Source organism: Pseudomonas sp. NPDC087185, assembly GCF_044744955.1.
Classification (GTDB): Bacteria; Pseudomonadota; Gammaproteobacteria; order Pseudomonadales; family Pseudomonadaceae; genus Aquipseudomonas.
This window is the reverse complement of the sequence record NZ_JBIUZK010000003.1, coordinates 556,841-582,793: the sequence shown is the minus strand read 5'-3', so window position 1 is coordinate 582,793 and position 25,953 is coordinate 556,841. Positions and strand designations below refer to the sequence as shown.

General features: G+C 63.1%; 18 protein-coding genes. 9 read left to right on the top strand and 9 right to left on the bottom strand.

Features of this window, described 5'->3' with window-relative positions:
- Positions 1-112 precede the first annotated feature (112 nt).
- The 5 genes from ACIPIJ_RS12930 to ACIPIJ_RS12910 all read left to right on the top strand — a co-directional run bounded on the left by ACIPIJ_RS12930 (position 113) and on the right by ACIPIJ_RS12910 (position 6,403).
- A complete protein-coding gene (locus ACIPIJ_RS12930; protein ID WP_401077052.1) occupies positions 113-811 on the top strand; it encodes a CoA transferase subunit A in 699 nt (232 codons plus the stop codon).
- A 35-nt stretch (positions 812-846) separates the two neighbouring features.
- Positions 847-1,503 carry a CoA transferase subunit B gene (locus tag ACIPIJ_RS12925; protein ID WP_401077051.1) on the top strand — a complete coding sequence of 219 codons (657 nt, stop codon included), beginning with the start codon at positions 847-849 and terminating at the stop codon, positions 1,501-1,503.
- A 151-nt stretch (positions 1,504-1,654) separates the two neighbouring features.
- On the top strand, positions 1,655-3,073 hold the full coding sequence (locus tag ACIPIJ_RS12920) for a short-chain fatty acid transporter (RefSeq protein WP_401077049.1): 1,419 nt from the start codon (positions 1,655-1,657) through the stop codon (positions 3,071-3,073).
- A 159-nt stretch (positions 3,074-3,232) separates the two neighbouring features.
- Entirely contained in the window at positions 3,233-5,440 is a 2,208-nt protein-coding gene (locus tag ACIPIJ_RS12915; protein ID WP_401077047.1) for a TonB-dependent siderophore receptor, read from the top strand.
- A gap of 183 nt (positions 5,441-5,623) precedes the next feature.
- Positions 5,624-6,403, top strand: a complete 780-nt coding sequence (locus ACIPIJ_RS12910) for a helix-turn-helix domain-containing protein (protein WP_401077045.1) — start codon at positions 5,624-5,626, stop codon at positions 6,401-6,403.
- On the opposite strand, the gene ACIPIJ_RS12905 is transcribed toward ACIPIJ_RS12910, so the two are convergent.
- Positions 6,388-6,969, bottom strand: a complete 582-nt coding sequence (locus tag ACIPIJ_RS12905) for a LysE family translocator (protein ID WP_401077043.1) — start codon at positions 6,967-6,969, stop codon at positions 6,388-6,390. The genes ACIPIJ_RS12910 and ACIPIJ_RS12905 overlap by 16 nt on opposite strands.
- A 259-nt stretch (positions 6,970-7,228) precedes the next feature.
- On the opposite strand from ACIPIJ_RS12905, the gene ACIPIJ_RS12900 reads away from it, so the two are divergent.
- Positions 7,229-8,800 (top strand): TerC family protein, encoded by a 1,572-nt coding sequence (locus ACIPIJ_RS12900; RefSeq protein WP_401077041.1) that lies wholly within the window; start codon positions 7,229-7,231, stop codon positions 8,798-8,800.
- Here the strand turns inward: ACIPIJ_RS12900 and rarD are convergent.
- Entirely contained in the window at positions 8,763-9,650 is an 888-nt protein-coding gene (rarD, locus tag ACIPIJ_RS12895) for an EamA family transporter RarD (RefSeq protein ID WP_401077040.1), read from the bottom strand. The two genes, ACIPIJ_RS12900 and rarD, sit on opposite strands and share 38 nt — an antisense overlap.
- Before the next feature lie 32 nt (positions 9,651-9,682).
- A complete protein-coding gene (locus tag ACIPIJ_RS12890; protein WP_401077039.1) occupies positions 9,683-11,269 on the bottom strand; it encodes an EAL domain-containing protein in 1,587 nt (528 codons plus the stop codon).
- 301 nt (positions 11,270-11,570) lie between these two features.
- On the opposite strand from ACIPIJ_RS12890, the gene hppD reads away from it, so the two are divergent.
- Positions 11,571-12,647, top strand: coding sequence for a 4-hydroxyphenylpyruvate dioxygenase (gene hppD / locus ACIPIJ_RS12885; RefSeq protein WP_401077038.1), 1,077 nt, complete (start codon positions 11,571-11,573; stop codon positions 12,645-12,647).
- A 90-nt stretch (positions 12,648-12,737) separates the two neighbouring features.
- Here hppD and ACIPIJ_RS12880 read toward each other — a convergent pair whose 3' ends face one another.
- Positions 12,738-13,418, bottom strand: coding sequence for a type 1 glutamine amidotransferase domain-containing protein (locus ACIPIJ_RS12880; protein ID WP_401077036.1), 681 nt, complete (start codon positions 13,416-13,418; stop codon positions 12,738-12,740).
- Positions 13,419-13,754: 336 nt separating this feature from the next.
- Here ACIPIJ_RS12880 and ACIPIJ_RS12875 point away from each other — a divergent pair, with 336 nt between their 5' ends.
- A complete protein-coding gene (locus ACIPIJ_RS12875; RefSeq protein WP_401077034.1) occupies positions 13,755-15,743 on the top strand; it encodes a response regulator in 1,989 nt (662 codons plus the stop codon).
- A gap of 6 nt (positions 15,744-15,749) precedes the next feature.
- On the opposite strand, the gene ACIPIJ_RS12870 is transcribed toward ACIPIJ_RS12875, so the two are convergent.
- The 5 genes from ACIPIJ_RS12870 to mexE all read right to left on the bottom strand — a co-directional run bounded on the left by ACIPIJ_RS12870 (position 15,750) and on the right by mexE (position 24,492).
- Positions 15,750-17,351 carry a response regulator gene (locus tag ACIPIJ_RS12870; RefSeq protein ID WP_401077032.1) on the bottom strand — a complete coding sequence of 534 codons (1,602 nt, stop codon included), beginning with the start codon at positions 17,349-17,351 and terminating at the stop codon, positions 15,750-15,752.
- Positions 17,352-17,445: 94 nt separating this feature from the next.
- Positions 17,446-18,501, bottom strand: coding sequence for a tetratricopeptide repeat protein (locus ACIPIJ_RS12865; protein WP_401077030.1), 1,056 nt, complete (start codon positions 18,499-18,501; stop codon positions 17,446-17,448).
- A gap of 145 nt (positions 18,502-18,646) precedes the next feature.
- On the bottom strand, positions 18,647-20,062 hold the full coding sequence (locus ACIPIJ_RS12860; RefSeq protein ID WP_401077029.1) for an efflux transporter outer membrane subunit: 1,416 nt from the start codon (positions 20,060-20,062) through the stop codon (positions 18,647-18,649).
- Positions 20,059-23,238: an efflux RND transporter permease subunit gene (locus ACIPIJ_RS12855; RefSeq protein WP_401077028.1), complete on the bottom strand. Its 3,180-nt coding sequence runs from the start codon at positions 23,236-23,238 to the stop codon at positions 20,059-20,061. Before ACIPIJ_RS12855 ends, ACIPIJ_RS12860 begins: the two co-directional genes overlap by 4 nt.
- Before the next feature lie 12 nt (positions 23,239-23,250).
- The gene (mexE, locus tag ACIPIJ_RS12850) at positions 23,251-24,492 is read right to left on the bottom strand and encodes a multidrug efflux RND transporter periplasmic adaptor subunit MexE (protein WP_401077027.1); all 1,242 of its coding nucleotides are present in this window, start codon (positions 24,490-24,492) and stop codon (positions 23,251-23,253) included.
- Positions 24,493-24,757: 265 nt separating this feature from the next.
- On the opposite strand from mexE, the gene ACIPIJ_RS12845 reads away from it, so the two are divergent.
- Positions 24,758-25,930, top strand: coding sequence for an MFS transporter (locus ACIPIJ_RS12845; RefSeq protein WP_401077026.1), 1,173 nt, complete (start codon positions 24,758-24,760; stop codon positions 25,928-25,930).
- The last annotated feature ends 23 nt before the right edge of the window (positions 25,931-25,953 follow it).

Genomic DNA, 25,953 nt, shown 5'->3' with positions numbered 1-25,953 from the left:
GTTATCAATCGATGATGAAAACAAAATTAACAAATCAGTCGCCAACGGTGAAGATGCAGGCACACGCTCACCGACAGCCTCGTCGGTCAACAACTACAAAAGGCGGATCAGCATGGCCGGACTGGACAAGCGCGTAGCAACCTATGAACAGGCCCTCGAAGGCCTGACCGACAACATGACGGTACTGGCCGGCGGCTTCGGCCTGTGCGGCATCCCGGAAAACCTCATCGCCGAAATCAAGCGCCGTGGCGTCAAGGGCCTGACCGTGGTCTCCAACAACTGCGGCGTCGACGGCTTCGGCCTGGGCGTTCTGCTGGAAGACCGGCAGATCCGCAAGATGATCGCTTCCTACGTTGGCGAAAACGCCGAATTCGAACGCCAGCTGCTCAGCGGCGAACTGGACGTCGAACTGACCCCCCAGGGCACCCTGGCCGAGAAAATGCGCGCGGGCGGTGCCGGCATCCCGGCCTTCTACACCGCCACCGGCTACGGCACCCCGGTCGCCGACGGCAAGGAAGTGCGCGAGTTCAAGGGCCGCAAGTACATCCTCGAAGAGTCCATCACCGGCGACTTCGCCATCGTCAAGGGCTGGAAGGCCGACCACTACGGCAACGTGGTGTACCGCAACACCGCGCAAAACTTCAACCCGCTGGCCGCCACCGCCGGCAAGATCACCGTGGTCGAAGTGGAAGAAATCGTCGAGCCTGGCGTGCTGCTGCCCAGCGAAATCCACACCCCGGGGATCTTCGTCGACCGAGTGATTGTCGGCACCTTCGAAAAACGCATCGAAAAGCGCACCGTCAAGGCCTGAGCGCCGTCCTCCAGAACAACAAAGAGATCCTGACCATGGCACTGACCCGCGAACAGATGGCGCAACGCGTCGCCCGTGAACTGAAGGACGGCTACTACGTCAACCTCGGTATCGGCATCCCGACCCTGGTGGCCAACTATGTACCGGCCGACATGGATGTGATGCTGCAGTCGGAGAACGGCCTGCTCGGCATGGGCGAGTTCCCCACCGAGAGCACCATCGACGCCGACATGATCAACGCCGGCAAGCAGACAGTTACCGCGCGCCGCGGCGCTTCGATCTTTGACTCGGCGCAATCCTTCGCCATGATCCGTGGCGGCCACGTCGACCTCACCGTGCTGGGTGCCTTCGAGGTGGACGTGGAGGGAAACATCGCCTCGTGGATGATCCCCGGCAAGCTGGTCAAGGGCATGGGCGGCGCCATGGACCTGGTGGCCGGTGCCGAGAACATCATCGTCACCATGACCCACGCCTCCAAGGATGGCGAGTCCAAGCTGCTGCCGCGCTGCAGCCTGCCGCTGACCGGCGCCGGCTGCATTCGCAAGGTACTGACCGACCTGGCCTACCTGGAGATCGAGGACGGCGCCTTCATCCTGCGCGAAACAGCGCCGGGGGTAAGCGTTGAGGAGATCATCGAGAAAACCGCCGGCAAGCTGATCGTGCCGGACAATGTGAAGGAAATGACCTTCTAAAACCCTCCACCGACCCTGTGGGAGCGGGCTTTTCCCGCGAATGCTTTGGTGAGCCCACCATCGTATTCGCGGGAAAAGCCCGCTCCCACAGGGTTTTGTGCTTTTAGCTCGATACTGTTCCAACCCATAAAACCAATAAAAGGAAGTGACCGTGGCCGCTGATATCCAAGACAGCCGCTCCGCCCGTTTTGCCTTGCGCTGCTCAAACTGGGCCGAGCGCTGGTTCCCCGACTCGTGGGTGTTCGCCGCCCTGGCAGTGATGCTAGTGAGCCTCGGTGCCCTGGCCATGGGCGCCAAACCCACCGACACTGCCAAGGCCTTTGGCGATGGCTTCTGGAGCCTGATCCCGTTCACCATGCAGATGGCCTTCGTGGTCATCGGTGGCTATGTGGTGGCCAGCTCGCCGCCTGCCGCACGGCTGATCGACCGCCTGGCGCGGGTGCCGAACAACGGCCGCTCGGCAGTGTGCTGGGTGGCGCTGATCTCGATGCTGGCCTCGTTGCTCAACTGGGGCCTGTCGCTGGTGTTCGGCGGCCTGCTGGTACGCGCGCTGGCGCGCCGCAGCGACCTGAAGATGGACTACCGCGCCGCCGGTGCCGCCGCCTACCTGGGCCTCGGTGCGGTGTGGGCGCTGGGCCTGTCGTCTTCGGCGGCGCAGTTGCAGGCCAACCCGGCCAGCCTGCCGCCGTCGATCCTGTCGATCACCGGGGTGATTCCGTTCACCGAAACCATCTTCCTCTGGCAGTCCGGGGTCATGCTGGCGGCACTGGTCATCGTCTCGCTGGTGATTGCCTACGCCACCGCACCCGGCCCGAACAGCGCACGCAGTGCAGAAGACTGCGGCGTTGACCCCAGCTTCACGGCGCCGCCCGCACCCCAGCGCACTCGCCCAGGCGAATGGCTGGAGTACAGCCCGATCCTGATCCTGCTGATGGTCGCCCTGGCCGGCGGCTGGTTGTACCAGGAGTTCGCCACCAAACCTGCGATCACCGCGATCTCCGGCCTGAACACCTACAACCTGCTGTTCATCATGCTCGGTGCCTTGCTGCACTGGCGCCCGCGCAGCTTCCTCGATGCCGTGGCGCGTGCGGTGCCGACCACCACCGGTGTGCTGATCCAGTTCCCGCTGTACGGCTCGATCGCCGCCATCCTCACCCAGGTGAAAGGTGTCGACGAACAGACCCTGGCCCACCACATTTCGCTGTTCTTCACCCAGATCGCCACCCATGACACCTATGCCGTGCTGATGGGCGTGTACTCGGCGGTGCTGGGCTTCTTCATCCCGTCGGGTGGTGGCAAGTGGATCATCGAGGCGCCCTACGTGATGCTGGTGGCCAACGACCTGCAGTACCACCTGGGCTGGGCGGTGCAGATCTACAACGCGGCCGAAGCGTTGCCCAACCTGATCAACCCGTTCTACATGCTGCCGCTGCTGGGTGTGCTGGGGCTCAAGGCGCGGGACCTGATCGGTTTCTCGTTCGTCCAACTGCTGGTGCACGTGCCGTTGGTGCTGGTGCTGCTGTGGGCGTTGGGCACGACATTGCAGTATGTGCCGCCGGTCATGCCTTGAATTGACGGGTCGCTGTACACAGAAGGGCGGCTGAACACCGCCCTTCTTTACGTTTTGCTGACAAATCGATAACGATTCCCATACGAGATTCGTTTTCATGTGAATGCCAAGCAACGGCAGCCATGGATTTTCATCGAACGTACAAGGAGTAAGGCAGCGATGTTCGCGCCCATCAACCGTTCCACGACCCTGACCCTCGGCCTGTGTGCCACCCTCTTAGGTTCGGCCGAAACCCAGGCAGAGGAGGGGGTACTGGAACTCGGCTCCACCGAAATCCTCGCCCAGGGCCTGGGCAGCACCACCGAGAACAGCGGCTCCTACACCACCGGCAGCATGAGCACAGCCACGCGCCTGAATCTGTCGATCAAGGAAACCCCGCAATCGGTCTCGGTCATCACCCGCCAACAGCTCGACGACTTCCAGCTCGACAGCCTGTCCGAAGCGCTGGCCCATGTCACCGGCGTGACCGTGCAGCGCAACGACTCTGAGCGGCCGACCTATTTTTCGCGCGGCTACGCGATCAACAACTTCCAGATCGACGGGATGCTCAACACCTTCTCCGGGCTGAAGTCGGACTCCGACACCATCATTTACGACCGTATCGAAGTGGTGCGCGGCGCTACCGGCCTGACCACCGGCGCGGGCGACCCCTCCGGCACCATCGCCATGGTGCGCAAGCGCCCCACCCACCAGTTGGCAGTCAAGAGCGGGGTCAGCGCCGGCAGCTACGACAACTACTACAGCTACCTGGACGTCGGCGGCCCGCTGGGCTGGGACGGGCGCCTGCGCGGGCGCACGGTGCTGGCCTACCGCGACAGCAAGTCCTACATGGACAAGTACGCTAGCCAACGTGAAGTGGCCTACGGCATCCTCGAAGCCGACCTGACCGACAGCACGGTGCTGGCGGTGGGCTACGACTACCAGAACAAGGATGTGCAGGGGGCCTCGTGGGGCACGGTGCCTTATTGGAACGCCGAAGGCGGCAAGGCCGACCTGCCGCGGTCCACCAACATGTCGGCGCCCTGGTCGTCCTGGCCGCTGAAAGACAAGACGGCCTTCATCACCCTCGACCAGCGGTTGGCCAATGACTGGCTGCTGAAGGCGGCCTACACCCACCGAGAGAGCGATACCGACGGCAAGGTCTACTACGGCGGCAGTGGTTTCCCCGCCGCCGACCGCAGCGGCATGGGCGCCTATATCAGCCACTTCTCCGGCGAAGAGAAGATGGATGCGCTGGACCTCAACCTGGCTGGCCCTTACCAACTGTTCGGTCGCAGCCATGACTTCATGGTCGGCTACGGCGTTTCCGAGCGCCGCAACCGCGCGCCGGCCTTTGCCGGGCGCAACGACCCGGTTGGCTACAACGCGATTCCCGACTGGAAGTACATGGGCAGCATCGCCAAGTTCAGCGACTACGACACCGGCCTGGACTCATCGCGCTCGAACATCAAGCAGAAAGCCGGCTACATCGCCACGCGCCTCAACCCGACCGACCGCGTGCACTTCGTGCTCGGTAGCCGCTATGGCAGCTGGGAAACCGAAAGCAAGTCCTGGTCCTATGACAGCAACCTGGCGGTCACCCGCAGCACGCGCAGTGAACAGACCCAGAACGACCAGTGGACGCCGTACGCCGGGGTGCTCTATGACCTGTCCGAGCAGTACACCGTGTATGCCAGCTATGCCGATATCTTCAACCCGCAGACGGTGCGCGACGTCGACGAGAAATACCTGGAACCCATCGTGGGCAAGGTCTACGAAGTCGGCCTCAAAGGCGGCTTGCTGGACGACCGCTTGAACCTCAGCACCGCGGTGTTTCGCAGCAAGCAGGACAACGTCGCCGAGCAGGACGACTCGGTGCCGCCAGGGCCCAATGGCGAGATCTACTACAAGTCCGGTGGCAAGGGCGTGGTGGTCGAAGGTTTCGAAGCCGAGATTGCCGGCGAACTGGCGCCTGGCTGGCAGATGAGCCTGGGCTACAGCTACACCCACGCCGCGACGGGTGACAAACAGCGCAAGAATACCGAGCAACCCCTGAACCTGGTGCGGTTCTCCACCACCTACACGTTGACCCCGGCGTTGACCGTGGGTGGCACCGTGGATTGGCAGAGCGACAACTACAAGGCCGCCAGCCGGCCGGTAGGGCGCAATGCGGAAGGCAAGATCATCACCGTCGCCGACACCATCAGCCAGAAGGCCTTCTCGGTGGTCGGGCTGATGGCGCGCTACCGCTTCGACGAGCACCTGTCGGCATCGCTGAACGTGAAAAACCTGTTCGACGAGCACTACTACAACAACCTGGGGTTCTATAACGGCGTGTACCACGGTGAGCCACGCACGATGATGGTGAGCCTGGACTGGACGCTGTAATCCCGACAGCGCCGCCGCAGCCGATCACGACATTGCCATCGCCCACCGATGCGGTGCTTAGTAACGCCTTGAAGTTCAAAGAGGCGCAGACCGGTGCTGTACAATCTGCAACGCAATGGCGGTTCACCCCTGAATGCGTAATCATGCACGGCAGTATCGGCAGTGGCGAGTGAGGGCAGGGTCATGATCGAGGTATCGCGGTTCTGGCGGGAGCCGGCCTTGCCCTTCGTCGAAGCCCGGCGCGTGGGGGATGGGCGCAAGGTGTGCTATGCCGCCCATTCCCACGAGAGTTTCTCGATTGGGGTGATCACCGGGGGGCGTAGCAGCTACCTGAGCGGTCACAGCCAGGTGGAAGTGACTGCAGGGACCACGGTGCTGATGAACCCGGGTGTGGTTCACACCTGTAACCCGATTGCGGGGCAGGCGTGGTCGTACCTGATGATGTTCGTCGATTGGCAATGGTTACAGGCGCTGGGTTTTGCGCTGCCAACGCAAACCTGCAGCACCTCGTCTGCGTTGTACAGCAGATTGCTGCACCTGTTTGCCGACCTGTTCGATGGCGAGCTGAAGGATCGGGAAGGGCGCTTGGCGAGCTTTTTCAACGAACTGCCAGGCTATCTGCAGGCCATTCCCGTCGAAATGCCTGCCGAGCACCCGCGCTTGCAGGCGGCAGCGGCGTTCATTCGCGCCCACCGCCTCGACCCGCTGACGCTGGAGGACATCTGTGCTGCCAGCGGCTTGTCGCGGTCCTACCTGATCCGCGCCTTTGGCCAGCGTTTTGGCCTGACGCCCCATGGGTACCTGCTCGATCAGCGCGTGCAGCACGCCCGGGCGCAACTGCGCAGGGGGCGGGCGATTGCCGAGGTGGCGCTGGAGGCGGGGTTTGCCGACCAGGCGCACCTGCAGCGGGTGTTCAAGCAGCACCTGGCGACCACGCCGGGGCATTATCAAATGACCAGGTAGCCGGCACTGATAACCAGCAGCAGCGCAAGGCTACGATTGAGCAACCGCATATACCGCCGCTCACTCACATATTCCCGAATGACGCTACCGGCCCACGCCCAACTGGCCACTGAAACAAAACAGATCGGCCCATAGATCCCGGTGAACAACCACAGCAGCTGTTGCTCGCCGCCGGTATAGGCACCCACGCCTGCCACCGCCGCCAGCCAGGCCTTGGGGTTCAGCCACTGCATTGCCGCGCCCTGCCAGGCCGAGGGTGCGCGTTGCCCGCGCTCGCTGCCCAGCTGGCCGTCGTCCCAGGCCAGCTTCCACGCCATGTACAGCAGAAACACCACGCCGCCCGCCTGCAGCGCCATGCCCAGCAACTGCCAGCGCGTCAACGCTGCATGCACGCCCAGGCCAACGAGCGCCAGCAGCAGGCAGAAGCCCAGCGTTGCCCCCGCGACATGTGCAAGGCTTGCGCGCAGCCCGTGTCGCGCGCCACTGCCAAGGGCGACGATATTGACCGGGCCGGGGGATATCGAGGCCGCCAGTGCGAATGCAGCCATGGAAAGGGACAGGCTCATCGGGGTATTCCAGGTGAAGGACGATGGCCGTCATCGTGTGCCTGGGCTGATTCCACAGTATTGAAGAAAAGTCCCCTAAACGTTTTTACAGCTTTTGTAATAGTTTTGCGCTATCAGAAAAACCTGCTGTGCTTGTAGGATCATTTCCCCAATTTTCTATTCAGGTCCCTATGAGCACCTTCGCGGAGCCCCCCAGTTTTCGGCCGTCCCGGCCATCCTTCCAGCGTCCTGGTGACGCGTCCTTCGTGAGTACCCGCTAATGGAATGGCTAGCTGACCCCACGGCCTGGCTAGGCCTGTTGACGCTTATCGTCCTCGAGCTGGTACTGGGTATCGACAACCTGGTGTTCATCGCGATCCTGGCAGACAAGCTGCCGCCGCATCAGCGCGACCGCGCACGGGTGATCGGCCTGAGCCTGGCGCTGATCATGCGGCTGGGCCTGCTGGCCAGTATCTCGTGGATGGTCACCCTGACCGCGCCGTTGATCGACGTGTTCGGCAAGAGCTTCTCGGGCCGTGACCTGATCATGCTGTTCGGTGGTGTGTTCCTGTTGTTCAAGGCCACCATGGAATTGCACGAACGCTTGGAAGGCCATGTCACCCAGGCCAGTGGTACGCTGCGCCATGCCGCGTTCTGGCCGATCGTGGCGCAGATCGTCGTGCTCGACGCGGTGTTCTCGCTCGATGCGGTCATTACCGCCGTGGGCATGGTCGAAGAGCTGTCGATCATGATGATCGCGGTCATCTTCTCGATCGGTATCATGATCGTCGCCAGCAAGCCGCTGACCCGCTTCGTCAACGCCCACCCGACCGTGATCATGCTCTGCCTGGGCTTCCTGATGATGATCGGTTTCAGCTTGACTGCCGAAGGCCTGGGCTTCCATATCCCGAAAGGCTATCTGTACGCGGCCATCGGTTTCTCGATCCTCATCGAGCTGTTCAACCAGTTGGCCCGTGCCCGCCGCAAGCGCAGCCTGCAGCAGCACAGGCCACTGCGTGAGCGCACTGCACATGCTGTCTTGCGTCTGCTGGGCGGCCGCCGGGTCGAGGCTGACGAGGTGGGCGAAGAAATTGCCGACCTGGTCGAAGGTGGCGAGGAACATGTGCTGTTCGACCGCCGCGAGCGGGTGATGATCAGCGGTGTGCTAAACCTCGCCGAGCGGCCGATCCGCACGGTGATGACTGCCCGGGCCGAAGTCGATGTCATCGACTTGGCTCTGCCAGCCGCTGCGATTACCGAGGCCCTGGCCCATTCACCGTACTCGCGCCTGCCACTGATCCGCGATGGCCGTATCGATGAGCCGCTGGGCTTCGTGCACAAGAAGGAGCTGCTCAAGGAGTTGCTGTCGGGCAATCAGCCTGACCTTGAACGCATGGCCCACGCACCTTTGAACCTGCTGGAGAGCTTCAGCATCCTCAACGCCCTGGAACAGATGCGCAGCCAGTCGACGCACATCGCCTTCGTGGTCAACGAGTTCGGTGATTTCACCGGCCTGTTGACCATGACCGACATCCTCGAGTCGATCGCTGGCGAGCTACCCGATGCCAGCGAGGTCGAAGGCCCCGGCATCGTCGAAGAGGCGGACGGCTTTGTGGTCAGCGGCGCGCTGAACCTCAGCCAGGTGCAGGCACGAACCGGTTTCTGCGCCCGCGCCACCGAGGACTACCAAACCCTGGCGGGCCTGGTGATGAGCCTGCTGGACCGCCTGCCAGTGGTCGGTGACTGCCTGGCCTGGAACGGCTGGAGCATGACCGTGGTAGCGGTGGAGGAGCGGCGGGTGCGCCAGGTGCGCCTTACACCGAACGCCGACGCTGACGCATCAGGTGCCTGAAGCCTTCGAGCACCAGCACCAGCACCGCGGCCCAGATCGGCAGGTATGTCAGCCACTGATCCGGGCCGATGGTCTCGCCCAGTAGCAGCGCCACGCCTACCAGCAGCACCGGCTCGACGTAGCTGAGCAGGCCAAACAGGCTGAATGGCAACAGCCGGCTGGCCAGCACGTAGGCGATCAGCGCGCAGGCACTGATCGCCCCGAGCAGGGGAATCAACCCGTACAGGCCGGGGTGCTGGAGCAGGTCGGCGCTCGACAGCGGCCCCTGGATCACGAAGTACAGGGCCCAAGGCAGCAGCAGGCACATGTCGCACCACAAGCCACCCAGGTGGTCGGTGCGGCAGCGCCGACGCAACACGAAGTAGATCGGGTAACCGATCATCACCAGCATGGTCTCCCAGGCAAAGCTGCCGTTCTGGTAAAGTTCGTGGCCCACACCCAGCGCCGCGCAGCTCACCGCGACCTTTTGCAGGCGTGACAGGCGCTCGCCATACACCAGGCGGCCAGTCAGTACCATAGCCAGTGGCAGCAGGAAGTAACCCATCGACACTTCCAGGCTGCGCCCATGCAGCGGCGCCCAGAGAAACAGCCACAACTGCACCCCCATCAACCACGAGGTGCCGACCATGCCCAGCAGCAGCAGGGGCGTCTGGCGCACGCGCCCGAGCAGATCGCCGACCCGCTTCCAGTCTTTGCTGACCAGCATGAACAGCGTCAGGCAGGGCAAGGTCAGCAGTGTGCGCCAGCCAAAGATCTCTTCGCCATCAAGCGGCGTGAGCAGGGAGGTATAGAAGTACATCACGGCGAACAGGCAGGACGCCGTGACCGAACAGAGAATGCCTTTTGACACGAATGCCTCGAACAGGGGGATGAGCGGGTGGATCAGCCGCGCATGATCTCAGGGGGCGCGTCTTGCGGCAACCGCGCGACGCCTGGGCGGGTGGCCAACGCTTGCAGGAACTCGGCGGCGGGCATGGGGCGACCGAACAGATAGCCCTGCTGGAAGTGCACGCCGTGCCGGGCCAGATAGTCACGCTGGGCTTCGGTCTCGACGCCTTCGGCAACGATGCCCAGGCCCAGCTTGGCGGACAGTTCGATGATGCTGTCGAGGATGTGTTGCGACAGCGCATCGCCACCGATCATCGCCACGAAGCTCTGGTCGATCTTGAGGTAATCCACGTTGAACTGGCGCAGGTAATTGAGGCTGGACTGGCCGGTACCGAAGTCGTCCAAGGCGATCATCACGCCCATTTCATGCAGCTTTTCAAACAGCTCCAGGGTAACCGGGGACGCCTCGACCAACTTGCGCTCGGTCAGCTCCAGTGTCAGCACCACACGCCCGGGCGGAAATTGCCGAAGAAAGGTCTGGCAGTCGTCGATGAGGTTCAGGTCACGGCAATGGTCGGCGGTGATGTTGACACTGATATGGAAGCCATCCTCCATCAATGCCGCGTAGGGTGCCAGGCTTTGCGCGGTGTGCAGCATCAGCGCGCGTGTCATGTCGACGATCTGCCCGCTGTGTTCGGCATAGGGGATGAACAGGTCGGGGCGTACCAGCCCCTCATGGGGATGGTTCCAGCGCATCAGGACTTCGGCGCCGGACCAACGGTAATCGCCTTTGCGCACCACGGGCTGGAAGTACGGCAGAAACTCGTCGGCCTCCAAGGCGCGGCGCAGTTCGGCGCGTGGCGAGTTGGCGCGGCGGATCTGCCAGCGGCATACGGTACCTGCCACCACACCCAGCAACAGCAGCAGGCTGAGCAGGGGCGGGTAATGGCTGCGCAGCAGTTCGCCGCGCTTGTCGGCGGCATAACCGCCCTGCACGCTGAACGGGTAGCGGGTGGAACCCAAGGTAGCTTGGGCGACGACCGCGGCGGGTGGCTGGCCTTGATGCACGACGCCTTCTTTGCCTATCCAGGCATTGCCGACGCGCAGTTGCAACTGCTCGTCGGGGCCGATCAAGCGCAGCGCAGTCAGCAAATGGTCGCCATCCACGGTGGTGATGGCGCCGCGGTCGCCTTCGCTGGCGCGGTACACCAGCAACGCGTGGCCCGGCGTCACCGAGTTGCCATCCATCAGCCATAGCGTGCCATCGGTGTAGTCGCTGGCATCGACGGGTTCATCGAATTCGCCGAACAACGAGGTGCAATACAAGGTGTTTTGCCGGAACAGATTGGTCGAGCGGACAAAGGCATTGCGCGTGACCTGGCCGCGCAGCGCCAGCTGGGCCTGCTCGCACGGCCTGCCTGCCAGTGGCAGCAGGGCGTCGGCAGCCGTGGCGAGGTTGTCCAGGATATGTTCGACCTGCTCCACTACCTGACGTGTGGTGGCCTGGCTGCTGGCGCGCAGTTCGCGCTCGATTTGCCAGTTGATCACCAGCAGGCCGAACACCAGCGGCAATACGCCGACTACCCAGGGGAGGAGGGCGCGCCAACTCCAGCGGGCAGTCCGTTTAACCGTGAGAGGCATGCTGGCCTAATCTTCATGAAGGGAGACGTTTTGAGGATAGCCGTTTGTCGGAACAGGTGGCGAACTAATGCGCGACAAAGATATTTACGCAATGTAGAATCGATTTACGAATACAACAATAAGGTCCTTCTTCGTTGAAGGGTCAATTCCACCGAGAATGGATCCCTATGACTAACCATGGGTTCAAGCTGATCATTGGTGACTTCCTCGCCCGCAGCGTGCGCGGCATCCCGTGCGCCCCGCCGTTTGTGTTCCACATCCCACGCATTCAATAATTTTCGCTGCAGATGAGGACACGAACATGGCTGATATCTTCGACAACCCAATGGGCCTGATGGGCTTCGAGTTCATTGAACTGGCTTCGCCGACCCCTGGCGTTCTGGAGCCCGTGCTTCAGATTCTCGGTTTTACCAAGGTAGCCACCCACCGCTCCAAAGAAGTGCACCTGTACCGTCAGGGCGGTATCAACCTGATCCTCAACAACGAGCCCAAGAGCATCGCCTCCTATTTTGCCGCCGAGCATGGCCCGTCGGTGTGCGGCATGGCCTTCCGTGTGCGCAACGCCCATGAAGCTTATGCCCGTGCCCTGGAGTTGGGTGCTCAGCCGGTCGAAATCGAAACCGGGCCGATGGAGCTACGCCTGCCGGCGATCAAGGGGATTGGCGGCGCGCCGCTGTACCTGATTGATCGCTTTGAAGAAGGCAGCTCGATCTACGACATTGACTTCAACTTCATCGAAGGTGTCGACCGTAACCCGGTGGGGGCGGGGTTGAAGATCATCGACCACCTGACCCACAACGTCTATCGCGGGCGCATGGCCTACTGGGCCGGGTTCTACGAGAAACTGTTCAACTTCCGCGAAATTCGCTATTTCGACATCAAGGGTGAGTACACCGGGCTGACCTCCAAGGCCATGACCGCCCCGGACGGCATGATCCGCATTCCGCTGAACGAAGAATCGTCCAAGGGCGCGGGGCAAATCGAAGAGTTCCTGATGCAGTTCAATGGCGAGGGCATTCAGCACGTGGCCTTCCTCACCGACGACCTGATCAAGACCTGGGACGCGCTCAAGGGCTACGGCATGCGCTTCATGACCGCGCCACCACAGACGTATTACGAAATGCTCGAAGAGCGCCTGCCGGGCCACGGTGAGCCCGTCGACCAATTGCAAGCCCGTGGCATTCTGCTCGACGGCGCATCCGAACCGGGTGACAAGCGCCTGTTGTTGCAGATCTTCTCTGCAACCCTGCTTGGCCCGGTGTTCTTCGAATTTATCCAGCGCAAGGGTGACGATGGCTTTGGCGAGGGCAACTTCAAGGCGCTGTTCGAGTCCATCGAACGCGACCAGGTGCGCCGCGGCGTGCTCAACGTAGAATAAGTGCAAGGTAGCGCCGTCACACCTGCTTGGCGGCGTTACCCCGTGGATTGCGTTGGACCCTGAACGCTATCACACGGTCGATTTTATCCCTCACCCAATTGCGTCTATTACTGATTGCGCGAGTTTGGCAGTGGATTGAGGGTTCTGTCCTGTGATCAACCGCTCATCACGGACCACAAAGGACTCCCAGGGTTCTTTATGCTTGCTGTAGATACCCCCGCGCGCGCCCAGTTCATTTTCCGTCAAAAATGGCACCACACTCTCCAGCTCGGCCAGTTTTTCCTCGATGTTGGAAAAGCCGGTAACCTGACGGTCCTTGAGCAACAGCCGGTTATCGCTGAGCTTGATGTTCAACAAGCCGACGACGCCATGGCATACCGCGGCAACAACGCCGTTGTTTTCGTAGATCTTGCGGGCCAGGTCTTGAAGCGCCCGGTCATCGGGGAAGTCCCACATCACACCGTGGCCACCGGTGTAATAAATCGCGCAGTATTCGTCGGCCTTGACCTGGCCGGGGCTTAGCGAAGATCCCAGACGCTTCATGAACGATTTGTCGTCGTAGTATTGCCAGTCTAGCTCTGGAGCCATCTGCAGGCTGTGCGGATCGATTGGCACGTAACCGCCGGTGGGGCTGACATAGTCGACTGCATACCCCGCTTTTTGCACCTCATCGACGAAATGTACTGCTTCACCCAGCCATAAACCGGTGGCGCGTTTCAGGCCCGGATACTTGGCGGTATTGGTCAGCACCACCAGAATCTTCTTGCTCATCACTACACTCCTGTCTGTAGTCAAACGGGAAAGTCAGTCCATGGAGCAGGGAAACCTAAACAGCATAGCTGTGGTTTACCGGCATGCCATGCACTGGTGGCGCTGTGCTAGTGTTGCTGAGGCCGGTTTGCGTGCAGATGCTAAGTGTCTGACTGCGAGCCTGTTCACACTGCGGTTATTGCGGCGGCGTACCGTGCAGCAGATGATGCGCAACCCCTCATTACCCAGATCAAAGGTGGAATCACTTCATTGGGCGCTAATGGCATTTCGCATGTACCGCCGCCACGCGGCGTCCAACTGTCCCCTGACGTGGAATCGGCAGGCGGCATGGGCGGCATGGGCGACAGGATCGCGCGGTTCGACTGGCGGCAAACGGGGCCTGGCCCGCTGCCGCATTGGCCGGCGTCGTTGCGCATCGCGGTCAACATGATGCTGCTGTCGCCGTTCCCCAGCGCTGTGGTGTGGGGGCCAGGCATGACCGTCATCCACAATGACGCCTATAGGACATTGCTGGCTGGCCTGGAGCATGCCTTGGGGAGGGGGTTCGATACGCTTTGGGAGAGTGCCTGGAGCGATATAGGCCCTTGGGTATTCAAGGCGCTCGAAGGGCGCTCCAGCTTCGTCGAAGATCAGCCACTGTCGATCGAGTGCACGACAACCGGTGTACAGGCCTGGTATGCCTTCAGTTACACGCCCATCCGTGACGAGCAACACGAGGTAAGCGGTTTTCTGCATACCGTGATCGAAACCACCGCCAGCGTCGATGCGCATTACAAATGGCGCGAGCAGGCGCAAACCTTCGAGCGGCAGATCAAACGCTACATGGATGACCGCGAATACATGTGGCGCTTGTCCCGCGATGCCATGATGATCGTCACGCGCGACCTCAAGTTGCAGGCCGCCAACCCGGCCTGGCACCGCATTCTGGGCTGGAGTGAGCAACAGGCCAGGGATTTGCCGATTCTGCAACTGATACATCCTGCAGACTGGGCCGAGGTGGAAGTGGCGGTGATCGGTGTCGCGCGCGATCAGGTTGCCGAACCCTTCGAAACCCGCATGCGCCATGCAGAGGGTCACTACCGCTGGTTGCGTTGGAATACCAGCTTCGACGGCACGCTGCTGACCGCTGTCGGGCGTGATATTACCGAGGACCGCGAAGAGGCCATGCGTCAGTCCGAAGCCCTGTTGTGCAACACCCAGCGGCTGGACGCAGCGGGCCACCTGGCGGGGGGGATGGCGCATGAGATGAACAACCTGTTGTCGGGTATCAGTGGCAGCCTGGAGCTGCTGCAGCGGCGCCTGGACCAAGGGCGGACAGAGCGCATCGGCGACTATGTGGAGCTGGCCCGCGACTCGGTGCAGCGGGCCATGGGCCTGACTCACCGCCTGTTGGCGTTTTCCCGTCATCAACCGCTTGCGCCCAAGCCTCTGGACATGAACAGCCAGCTGTCGCACATGGAGCCACTGTTGCGCCAGGCGCTCGGGGCGGAAATGCGCTTGAACTGGGAAATGGACGTCGAGCCGTGGGTCGTCTGCCTCGACATAGCCCAGCTGGAAAACAGCCTGGTGAACCTGTGTGCCAATGCGCGCGAAGCCTGCATGGGGCGCGGTAACCTGACCATCCGTACGTTCAATACGCGCCTGGCCAGCGCATTCCCTGACGAGGGCGGCTTGCCCGCCGGTGACTACCTTGCCCTCCATGTGATGGACGATGGCCATGGCATGCCGGCCGAAGATGTGGCCAGGGCATTCGAGCCGTTTTTCACCAGCAAACCCATGGGGCGTGGTTCGGGGCTGGGGCTGCCCATGGTCCACGGCTTTGTGGGCCAGTCCGGCGGTTACATCTGGCTTGAGTCGGCGCCAGGCCAGGGGGTAAAGGTCTGCATGCTGTTTCCTCGTTGTTACCAGGCGATATCGCCAGCGCCCACGCCCCCTCAGCCGCAGGCCTCGCAGGCGAACGGGCAGCGCCTGCTGTTGGTCGACGATGAGCATAATCTGCGCTTGCTCATGCGTGAGTCGCTTCGCGAGCGGGGCTTCGAGGTGTGTGACGTGACCGATGCCAATTCTGCGCTGCAGCGGTTCCGCCACGATGGCCCCTTCGACCTGGTGATCACCGACATCGGCTTGCCAGGGGGCTTCAGCGGGCGCCAAGTGGCCAAGGCGATGCGCATGATCAAGCCGGAACAGAAGATTCTCTTCATCACCGGTTATACCGACCCTCCGTTGGAGCAGCAGCTTCTCGAGATGCCGGGCACGGCGCTGCTGCTCAAGCCGTTCGAGCTGGCAACCTTGGGCAATCAGGCCATGCTGATGCTGGCCGAATAAGCCGGTTCAGCCCTCACCGAGCATATGCGCGACTTGTGCCTGCAGACGCTTGAGTTCGAACGGTTTGCAGATCAGCTGCATACCCGGGCCAAGAAACCCCTCGCGCGCCATTGCCGTTTCGGCGTATCCGGTGATGAACAGCACCGGCAGGTGTGGGCGCAAGGTGCGGGCAATCTCCGCCAGCTGTCGGCCATTCATGCCCGGCAACCCCACGTCAGTCACTAGCAGGTCGATCGCCTGCGGTGAGCGCAACACCTGTAACGCCTCGCTGGCATTGCAGGTACTGCGGCAGGGAAAGCCATATTCCTGCAAGCCCTGACACAACAGTTGGCGCACATGCGGGTCATCTTCCACGAGCAGCACATTGTGGCCATTGCCCTTGGCTACCGTGGGCGGTGAGGGTGCCTGCGCTTGCGCCTGGTCGTGATGCCGCGGCAGGTACAGGTCCACGCGGGTGCCTTGGCCTATTCGGCTGTTCAACACCACGTGACCTTGGGATTGCTTGCTGAAGCCGTACACCATGGACAACCCCAGGCCAATACCCTGGCCTACCGGCTTGGTGCTGAAGAACGGCTCGAAGGCGTGTTCCAAGGTGATTTCCGACATGCCCTGGCCTTCATCGATGATACTCAGGCACGCATAATCTCCCTCGGCCAGGCCGCCGCTGGCACAGTGCTGCGCGTCTATCTGCCGGTTACTGGCCTCGACACGCAGCACACCGCCACTGGGCATGGCCTCGCAGGCATTAATGAGCAGGTTATCCACGGCCTCATGCAATTGGCTACCGTCGGCTTGAACCGGCCATAGGTCTGCGGGCACCTTCAACTGCAGCACCACAGCATGCTCCAGCACCGCTTCCAGCCGGCCGGCCTGCAACAATGCCTGCAAGTCGATGCGTTGACTGTGCAGCGATTGCCTTGACGAAAACGCCAGCAGGCGATGGGTGAGCCGGGCTGCACGTGCCACCGCCTCCTGGCCCATGTGCAGGAGGGCATCGACACCTTTGGTGCTCCCTTGCTTGAGGCGTCGGTCAATCAGTTCAAAGCTGCCGCCAATGCTGGTCAGCAAGTTGTTGAAGTCGTGCGCCACACCCCCGGCCAGTTGGCCGATCGCTTCCATTTTGCGGGTCTGGTGCTGGGCCAGTTCGGCGGTCTGCTGGACCTGGCTGCGTGCGTCCAGGCGTTGCTGCAGGTCAAGCAATTGGTCACGCGCCAGGTACTGGCGGCGGCGGTGGCGCAAGGCGAGCTTGATCAGTTCCAGCAACTGGTCTTCCTCGAACGGAATGGCCAGCAGTGTCAAATTCCCCAATGGATGATCAGCGGATGCCGAAGCGTGTGGTGTTTGGGTCAGCAGCACGATCGGTAAATCCGACCAAGGCGGTTGCTGGTCAATGAACCCCTGCAACAGCTCGCTTTGGCCGCTGTTCAACGTGTGTTCAGCAATGATTGCCAGCCCTGCACCTTCTCCAAGCCCGTCTCGCAGGTTGGCGATATCGCGTGAACACAGGCAATCGATCCCCGCACTCGCCAGGAACTTCGAGGTGTCCGTGGCGAGTTGCGTGGGTGCCAGGATCAGGGCACGTTCGTCCAGCGACAGCGAGCTGGCCAATGCGATTCTCCTTGAGGGCACTGCCGTGCTTGGCCATGCCATTAGTGGTCCGATACCCACTGGACCACAGGCACTCACCCAGGGTTCAACGCTTCTACAGCCCTTGCTGCAAGAACGGATCGTCCGGGTTCTGCCGCTCGAGTTCGGCCAGCAGCACCTGGACATTCTGCAACTGCCCGGTTTCTTTCCAGTACTGGATCAACAGTACCCGTGCCCGGCGGTTGGCCGGTTGTCGGCTGAGCAAGGTTTCAAGCTGCTTCTGCGCGGCATCGGATTGCTCGAGGTCGTGCAGGGTAACGGCCAGGGTGTAGCGATAATCGGCATTGTCCGGGTCCAGCTCGACCGCCCGCGACAGGGCGAGCAGGGCGTACTCGCGTTGCGCGTGGCGGATCAGCCAGAGCCCCAGTTCGTGTTGCAGGAACGCTGAGTCCGGGCGCAGTGCCAGGGCCTTGGCCAATACGTGCCGGGATTGGTCGTGATGGCCCTGGCGTTCCAGCAGGCGCACCTGGGTCGCCAGGGCGTCAGGGCTTTCGGGGGCCAACGCAAGGCTGCGCTGCAGCGCAGCGGCGGCCTGGGTGTAGTCGTTTTCATGCAGGTAAAGGCGCGCCAGGTGAACCTGTGCCTCGGCGTCTTCAGGTTGTTGCTCCAGCGCCTGTTGATACTGCTCCAGTGCGGCCTGCAGCGGGCCGAAGTACAGGCCGATGGCGTCAGGGTCAAGGCCGAGCAAGGCATCGACGGCGGCGAAGCGAACGCTTTGCTCGTCATCGTCAAGCAGCGGCCCCAGCACCAGGCTGCGTTGCGCGGCGGGTAGCAGACGGCGGATGCTGGCGATGGCGGCGCGGCGCACCAGGGGCTCATCGTTTTCCAGGTCGATCTGGGCCAGTTTCAGTGCTTGCGGTGACGGGTAGTTGGGCAGCTCGGCGTACAGCGCGGCGCGGCGTATCGGCGCCAGGTCGTCGCGTTGCAGTTGTTGGTAGAGCACCCGCGCCGCACCCGGCTGGCCGTCGTGAGCCTGGCGCAAGGCCTTGGCGTAGCTGTGCGGGGGCAGTGTTGGCGCTGTTGGTGGGGTGTCCCGACGCAGGTAGACGATACCGACCGACACCAGGATCAGCAGCAAGACAGCGATCAGGTAGCGGTGACGTGCGGGCATCGGGCGGTCCATGGCGGGGGGAAGGGAGAGCTTGGGGCAGAACGCCCTGGGGTGCAAGCCGCATAAAAAAGCCCCGCAGGCCGAGGCCAGCGGGGCAAACGGTTGGGGGAGGGTCCAACCAAAGGAGTCGGTGCTAAAACGTTGCTCAGTGCGCGCTGGCCACCGTTTCCGGCTGCCAGCCGCCGCCAAGGGCCTTGTAGATCGAGACGATGCCGCGGTACAGATCGACTTCGCCCTGTGCCTGGGCGTCTTCGGCACTCAGGCGCTCACGTTCGGCGTCCAGCAGCACCAGGTAGTCCACCGTGCCTTCGCGGTAGCGTACCGAGGCCAGCTCTGCCGCCTTGCGGCTGGCATCGCTCTGGCGCATCAGCGACAACAGGCGCTGCTGGGTCTTGTCGTAGTCACTGAAGGCGTTGGCCGATTCTTCCAGGGCCAGCAACACCTGCTGCTCGTAGTTGGCCAGGGCACCTTCGGCGTCGGCCTTGGCGCCGCGCAGGCGGGCACGCACGCTGCCCAGGTCGAATGCTGCCCAGGTGATGCTTGGGCCCAGTGCCCAGGCGTTGGCCGCCGACGAGCCGATCTGCGAACCGCGTGCGGCAGTAAAGCCGAGGAAGCCGCTGAGGCTCACCCGTGGGAACAGGTCGGCAGTGGCCACGCCGACATTGGCGGTGGCTGCGGCCAGCTGGCGTTCGGCGCTGCGGATGTCCGGGCGGCGGCGCAGCAGTTCACCCGGGTCGCCCACCGGCAGGGCCTTGGCGATGGCCGGCAAGGCTTTGGGCGAAAGGTCCACGCTCAGTGCGTCCGGGCCTTGGCCGAGCAGGGTGGCGATGCGGTGACGCGCCCGCGCCTGCACGGCCTGCAGCTGCGGCACGGTGGCCTCGACCCCAGCCAGGCGGGCATCGGCGCGCACCACGTCGAGCTCGTTGCCGACCCCGGCGTCACGCAGGGTCACCGTGATGGTGCGTGACGCCTGCTGGGTCTTGAGGTTGGCCACGGCGATGTTCTCGCGCAATTGAGCGCCGCGCAGTTGGCCGTAGGCATCGACCAGCTCGGCGATCAGGCTGACCTGCAGTTGCTGCAGGTCGGCCTGGGCGGCGTCGGCCTGGGCGTCGCTGGCTTCGATCTGGCGCTGGATGCGGCCGAACAGGTCGAGCTCCCAGGCCATGTCCAGGCCCAGGTCGTAACGTTCGCTGTTGACCCGTTGCTCGGTCTGGCCAGGCACCTGGCCCTTGCCGACTTCGCTGCTGGCGCGGCTGGTGACCACCGGTAACTGGTCGTTGGCAGCATCGTCGCGAATCGCCCGCGCCGACTTGAGCCGGGCGAAGGCCACGCGCAAGTCGCGGTTGCCGTCCAGCGAGGCCTGCACCAGTTGGTTCAGCACCGGGTCATCGAACTGTTTCCACCACACGCTCTCGAAGCGGCTGCGGTCGAAGGCCTTGGTCTGCACGGCGCTGTCCAGATGCGCAGGTTCAGTGGCCGGCGCCTTGTAGTCCGGGCCTACCGCACAGGCCGCAAGGGCCAGTGCCAGCAGGCTCGGGGTCAGGGGTTTGAGCAGGTTCATGCATGGCTCTCCAGCGATTGAGCACGTTCGGCCTTGCGGGCCTGGCGACGCTCGACGAAACGGCGGATCAGGAAGAAGAACACCGGGGTCAGGAACAGCCCGAACACGGTCACGCCGATCATCCCGGAGAACACCGCGACACCCATGGCATGGCGCATTTCCGAGCCAGCACCGGAGGAGAACACCAGCGGTACCACGCCCATGATGAAGGCGATCGAGGTCATCAGGATCGGCCGCAGACGCAGGCGGCAGGCTTCCAGTACCGCCGCCAGCGGGTCGAGGCCCTTGGCCTGTTCATCCTTGGCGAACTCGACGATCAGGATCGCGTTCTTGCACGCCAGGCCCACCAGTACGATCAAACCGATCTGGGTGAAGATGTTGTTGTCGCCCCCCGAGACGATTACCCCGGTAATCGCCGACAGCAGGGTCATCGGCACGATCAGGATCACCGCCAACGGCAAGCTCCAGCTTTCGTACTGGGCCGCCAGCACCAGAAACGCCAGCAGCACGCACAGCGGGAACACCAGCAGCGCGGTATTGCCGGAGAGGATCTGCTGGTAGGTCAGGTCGGTCCACTCGAAGGTCATGCCGTTGGGCAGTTCCTCTTTCAGCAGCTTCTCGATGGCCGCCTCGGCCTGCCCGGAGCTGTAGCCCGGAGCGGCCGCGCCGTTGATTTCCGCGGTGATGAAGCCGTTGTAGTGCATCACGCGGTCGGGCCCGGAGGTGTCGCTGACCTTGAGGAAGGTCGCCAGCGGGATCATCTCGCCCAGGTTGTTGCGCACCTTCAGCTGGCCGATCTGTTCGGCATCGAGGCGGAACTGCTGCTCGGCCTGGACGTTGACCTGGTAGGTGCGGCCAAAGCGGTTGAAGTCGTTGGTGTACAGCGAGCCCAGGTAGACCTGCAGGGTGTCGAAGATGTCGGTGATCGCCACGCCGTGGGTCTTGGCCTTTTCCCGGTCGATGGCTGCATCGACCTGCGGTACGTTGACTTGGTAGCTGGTGAACAGGCCCGCCAGTTCCGGCACGTTGTGGCTCTTGGCGATGATGTTCTGGGTTTCCTTGTACAGCGCCTCGTAGCCCAGGTTACCGCGGTCCTCGATCTGCAGGCGGAAGCCGCCAATGGTGCCCAGGCCCTGTACCGGTGGCGGTGGGAAGATCGCGATGTAGGCATCTTGGATATCGGCAAATTGGGCATTCAGCGCGGCGGCGATGGCCGCAGCCGACTGGCTCGGGTCCTTGCGCTCATCGAACGGCTTGAGCGGGGTGAACACGATGCCGCTGTTCGGGCTGTTGGTGAAACCGTTGATCGACAGGCCCGGGAAGGCCACCGAGTCGGCAACGCCTGGTTGCTTCAAGGCAATTTCGCTCATGCGCTTGATCACCGCCTCGGTACGGTCAAGGCTCGCGGCGTCCGGCAGCTGGGCGAAGGCCACCAGGTACTGCTTGTCCTGGGCCGGTACGAAACCGGTCGGCGTTGAAGAAAAGCCCAGGTAGGTCAGGCCCATCAGGCCTGCATAGACGAACAGGGCGATGCCGCTGGAGCGGATGACCCGGCGCACGCCACCGACGTAACTGTGGCTGGCACGGTCGAAGAAGCGGTTGAACGGGGCGAACAGCCAGCTGCCCAGCAGTTTGTCGAGGAACCGCGAGAATCGGTCCCTGGGTGCGTGGTGGTCCTTCAGCAGCACCGCAGCCAGTGCTGGCGACAGGGTCAGTGAGTTGAACGCCGAGATCACGGTGGAGATGGCGATGGTCAGCGCGAACTGCTTGTAGAACTGCCCGGTCAAGCCGGAAATGAACGCGGCAGGTACGAACACGGCGCACAGCACCAGCGCTGTGGCGATGATCGGCCCGGTCACTTCGCTCATGGCCTTTTGCGTGGCTTCCAGCGGTTTCAGGCCCAGCCCGATATTACGCTCGACGTTCTCCACCACGACGATGGCGTCGTCCACCACGATACCGATGGCCAGAACCAGCCCGAACAGTGACAGCGCGTTGAGCGAGAAGCCGAACAGGTGCATCACGGCAAAGGTACCGATCAGCGACACCGGCACAGCCAGCAGCGGGATGATCGAAGCGCGCCAGGTCTGCAGGAACAGGATCACCACCAGCACCACCAGCACCAGCGCTTCGAACAGCGTGTGCACGACAGCTTCGATGGAGCCGCGCACGAAGATGGTTGGGTCGTAGACGATGCTGTAGTCCATCCCTTCCGGGAAGTCCTTCTTCAGCTCGGCCATTTTCGCCCGCACTTCGTCGGAGATCTCGATGGCGTTGGAGCCTGGGCGCTGGAAGATCGGGATGGCCACGGCCGGCTGGTTGTTCAGCAGCGAGCGCAGGGCGTACTGGCTAGAGCCCAACTCGACCCGGGCGATGTCTTTCAGGCGCGTGATTTCGCCATCGGCACCGGCACGGATGATGATGTTCTCGAACTCTTCCTCGTTGACCAGGCGACCCTGGGTATTGATCGACAGCTGGAAGCTGGTCGAGCCGGGGGCGGGCGGGGCGCCCAGCTGGCCGGCGGCCACCTGGCGGTTCTGCTCGCGAATGGCCGCGACCACGTCACTGGCGGTGAGGTTGCGCGAAGCGGTTTTGTTCGGGTCCAGCCACACGCGCAGCGAGTAGTCGCCCATGCCGAACAGCTGCACATCGCCCACGCCGCCCAGGCGCGCCAGCTCATCCTTGATGTTGAGGATGGCGTAGTTGGACAGATAGAGCATGTCGTAGCGGTTGTCCGGCGAGGTCAGGTGCACGACCATGGTCAGGTCGGGCGAGGCTTTGTCGACGGTGATACCGATACGCGTCACTTCTTCCGGCAGCTTGGGCTGGGTACGGGTGACGCGGTTCTGCACCTGCACCTGCGCGTTGTCCAGGTCGGTGCCCAGGGCGAAGGTGATGGTCAGGGTCAGCTTGCCATCGGCGGTGGACTGCGAGGACATGTACAGCATGTTCTCGACACCGGTGATGGCCTGCTCCAGCGGTGCGGCAACGGTTTCACCGATCACCTTGGGGTTGGCGCCGGGGAAGTTGGCGCGCACCACCACGGTGGGCGGTACCACTTCCGGGTATTCGCTGATCGGCAGCTGGAACAGCGAGATGGAACCGGCGATCAGCAGCACCAGCGACAGCACCGCGGCGAAGATCGGCCGGGTAATGAAGAATTTCGAAAAGTTCATCGGTGTGGTCCCTTAACCGCGTGGCGCCTGGGCGCTGGCGACTTTCTCAGTGGAGCCCGCTACCTTCTGCGCCGGGTTGCTGGCCTCGAGGGCCTGGCGCTGCTGGGCGAGGGCGGCGAGGGTCTGTTCGCTGGCCATTGCGGTTTCTTCCGGCGTGACGGGCGAGCCAGGGCGTACGCGCTGCAGGCCCTTGACCACGATGCGGTCGTCCTTGGCCAGGCCGCTGCGCACGATGCGCAGGCCTTCAAGCTTCGGCCCCAGTTCCACGGCGCGGTAGGTGGCCTTGTTGTCCTTGTCCATGACCAGCACGAACTTCTTGCCAAGGTCGGTGCCCACGGCTTCGTCGTTGATCAGCATGGCGTCGTACTGGGCGCTGCCGACCAGCTTCAGGCGCGCATACAGGCCAGGGGTGAACTGGCCGTCGCGGTTGTCGAACACGGCGCGGCCACGGATGGTGCCTGTGCGCGGGTTGACCTGGTTGTCGACGAAGTTCATCTGGCCCAGGTGCGGGTTGCCGGTTTCGTTGGTCAGGCCCAGGTACACCGGGGTGGCTTGGCCGCGCTGGCCTTCACGCGCCAGCTGGGTGTACTTGAGGTACACGCGCTCGTCGGCGTCGAAGTAGGCGTAGACCTTGTCAGTGGAAACCACGCTGGTCAGCGGGGTGACATCGGCGCTGACGATGTTGCCGGCGGTGTACTGGGCGCGGCTGACGCGGCCGCTGATGGGCGCGGTGACGCGGGTGAAGCTGAGGTTCAGGCGGGCCAGGTCGAGCTGGGCCTGGATCGCATCGACCCCGGCGCGGGCTTCGGCGGCGGCGCTGCTGCGCGATTCGGCAAGTTCGGCGGAGATGGCGTTGCTGTCACGCAGGCGTTCGCCGCGGCGGGCTTCGTTGGCGCTGCGGATGGCGGTGGCCTTGGCCTGTTGCAGTTGGGCTTCGAGGCGGCGCACTTCGGCCTGGAATGGGCGCGGGTCGATCTGGAACAGCAGGTCGCCTTTCTTGACCTGGGCACCTTCGGTGAAGCCGACCTGGTCGATCTGGCCGGACACCCGTGGGCGCACTTCGACGGTTTCTGGCGCTTCGAGGCGGCCGGTGAACTCGTCCCATTCGTTGATCGGCTGCTCGATCACCTTGGCCACGGTGACTTTGGGCGCGGCGGGAGCCTGCACGGCGTCTGGGGTTCGACCGCAAGCGCTGAGCACCACCACTGCCAGGGCAGCGAGGGGAAAGCGCAAGGGTTTGAGTGAGTGGTCCATGGAGAACTCCGCCAATGTATTAGTAGTGGGCGGAGTGTGAGTGCCTTGCGCGTGACGCACGAATCGAACGCAGCGAAGGTTATTATCACGCGCAATGATATGTCGGGATATTTCATCGATGATGGGCATGGTAGGGTGCCCGCACCGGCCCCTTCGCGGGCAAGCCCGCACACAGGTCCTATGCTGTTCTCAGCAAGATTCCTGTGGCAGCTTGCCCCGCGAAAGGGCGGTACTGACACTGCGCAATATGACCTAAGGCCCTACCGTGAACAGCACCCACCCACTCCCCAGACCCATTGGCATCGTTTGCCTGGGCGTATTGCAAATCCTGGTCTGGGGCGGTTCGTTCTTCCTCATGGCGGTAATGGCCGACCCGATCAGCCGCGACACCGGCTGGCCCAGCCAATGGGTATACGGCGCGCTATCGTTGAGCTTGATGGTCTCGGCCCTGTTTGCCCCATTGTCCAGCCGCCTGGTCGCCCGCTATGGCGGCCGCCCACAGATGGCGGCCAGTGGCGCGGTGGTGGCGGTGGGCCTGCTGTTCATGGCCGCCAGCCACAGCCTGGCGCTGTTCCTGCTGGCCTGGGCGGTGATTGGGGTGGGCATGGCCATGGGGCTGTACGAGGCCTTGTTCGCCACCCTCGGCGGGCTGTATGGCGAGGGCGCAGGCAAAGCCATTACCGGCATCACCCTGATCGCCGGCTTTGCGTCGACCCTGTCCTGGCCGACCGTGGCGCTGGCCATCGAACACCTGGGTTGGCGCGTGACCTGCGTGTGCTATGCGGTTGTGCTGCTGCTGGTGGTGGCGCCTTTGTATTGGCGGGTTTTACCGCCAGGCGGGCGGCTCGAGGTGCGCAAGGCGCAGGAAACCAACACTGCGCCCGGCGTGGACCGCCAGCTCTACTGGCTGCTGACCAGCATGTTCGCCATTGGTGCAATCATCATGACGGCGATTGCCGTGCAGCTGGTGGCCGTGCTCCAGGGCCTTGGGCATTCGCTGCCGGTGGCGATCGGCCTGGCGGCGATGCTTGGCCCCAGCCAGGTGGCGTCGCGGGTGCTGCAGATTCTGGCGGGCAAGCGCCACCCGATCTGGACGGCGCTGGCCTGGGTGAGCCTGGTGCTGGTCGGCCTGCTGCTGGTGACGCTGGTGCCGGCGGCCACGGCGGTGGGGCTGTTGGTGTTCGGTTGCGGCAATGGCTTGCGGGCGATCGTGCGCGGGCTGTTGCCGCTGGCGATGATGCCGCCGGCGCAATATGTGCTGCTGATGGGGCGCATGTCGCGGCCTTCGCTGATCGGTCAGGCGTTGACGCCGCTGGTGGGGGGCTACCTGTTCGAGCACTTTGGCTCGAGGGGGGTGCTGGTGACGCTGTGCCTGTTGGCGTTGGTCAATGTGGTGCTGGTGGGCGTGGTGATGCGGCGGGTGCGAAGCAGCGCTTGATCTGGGCTGACCCTATCGCCGGC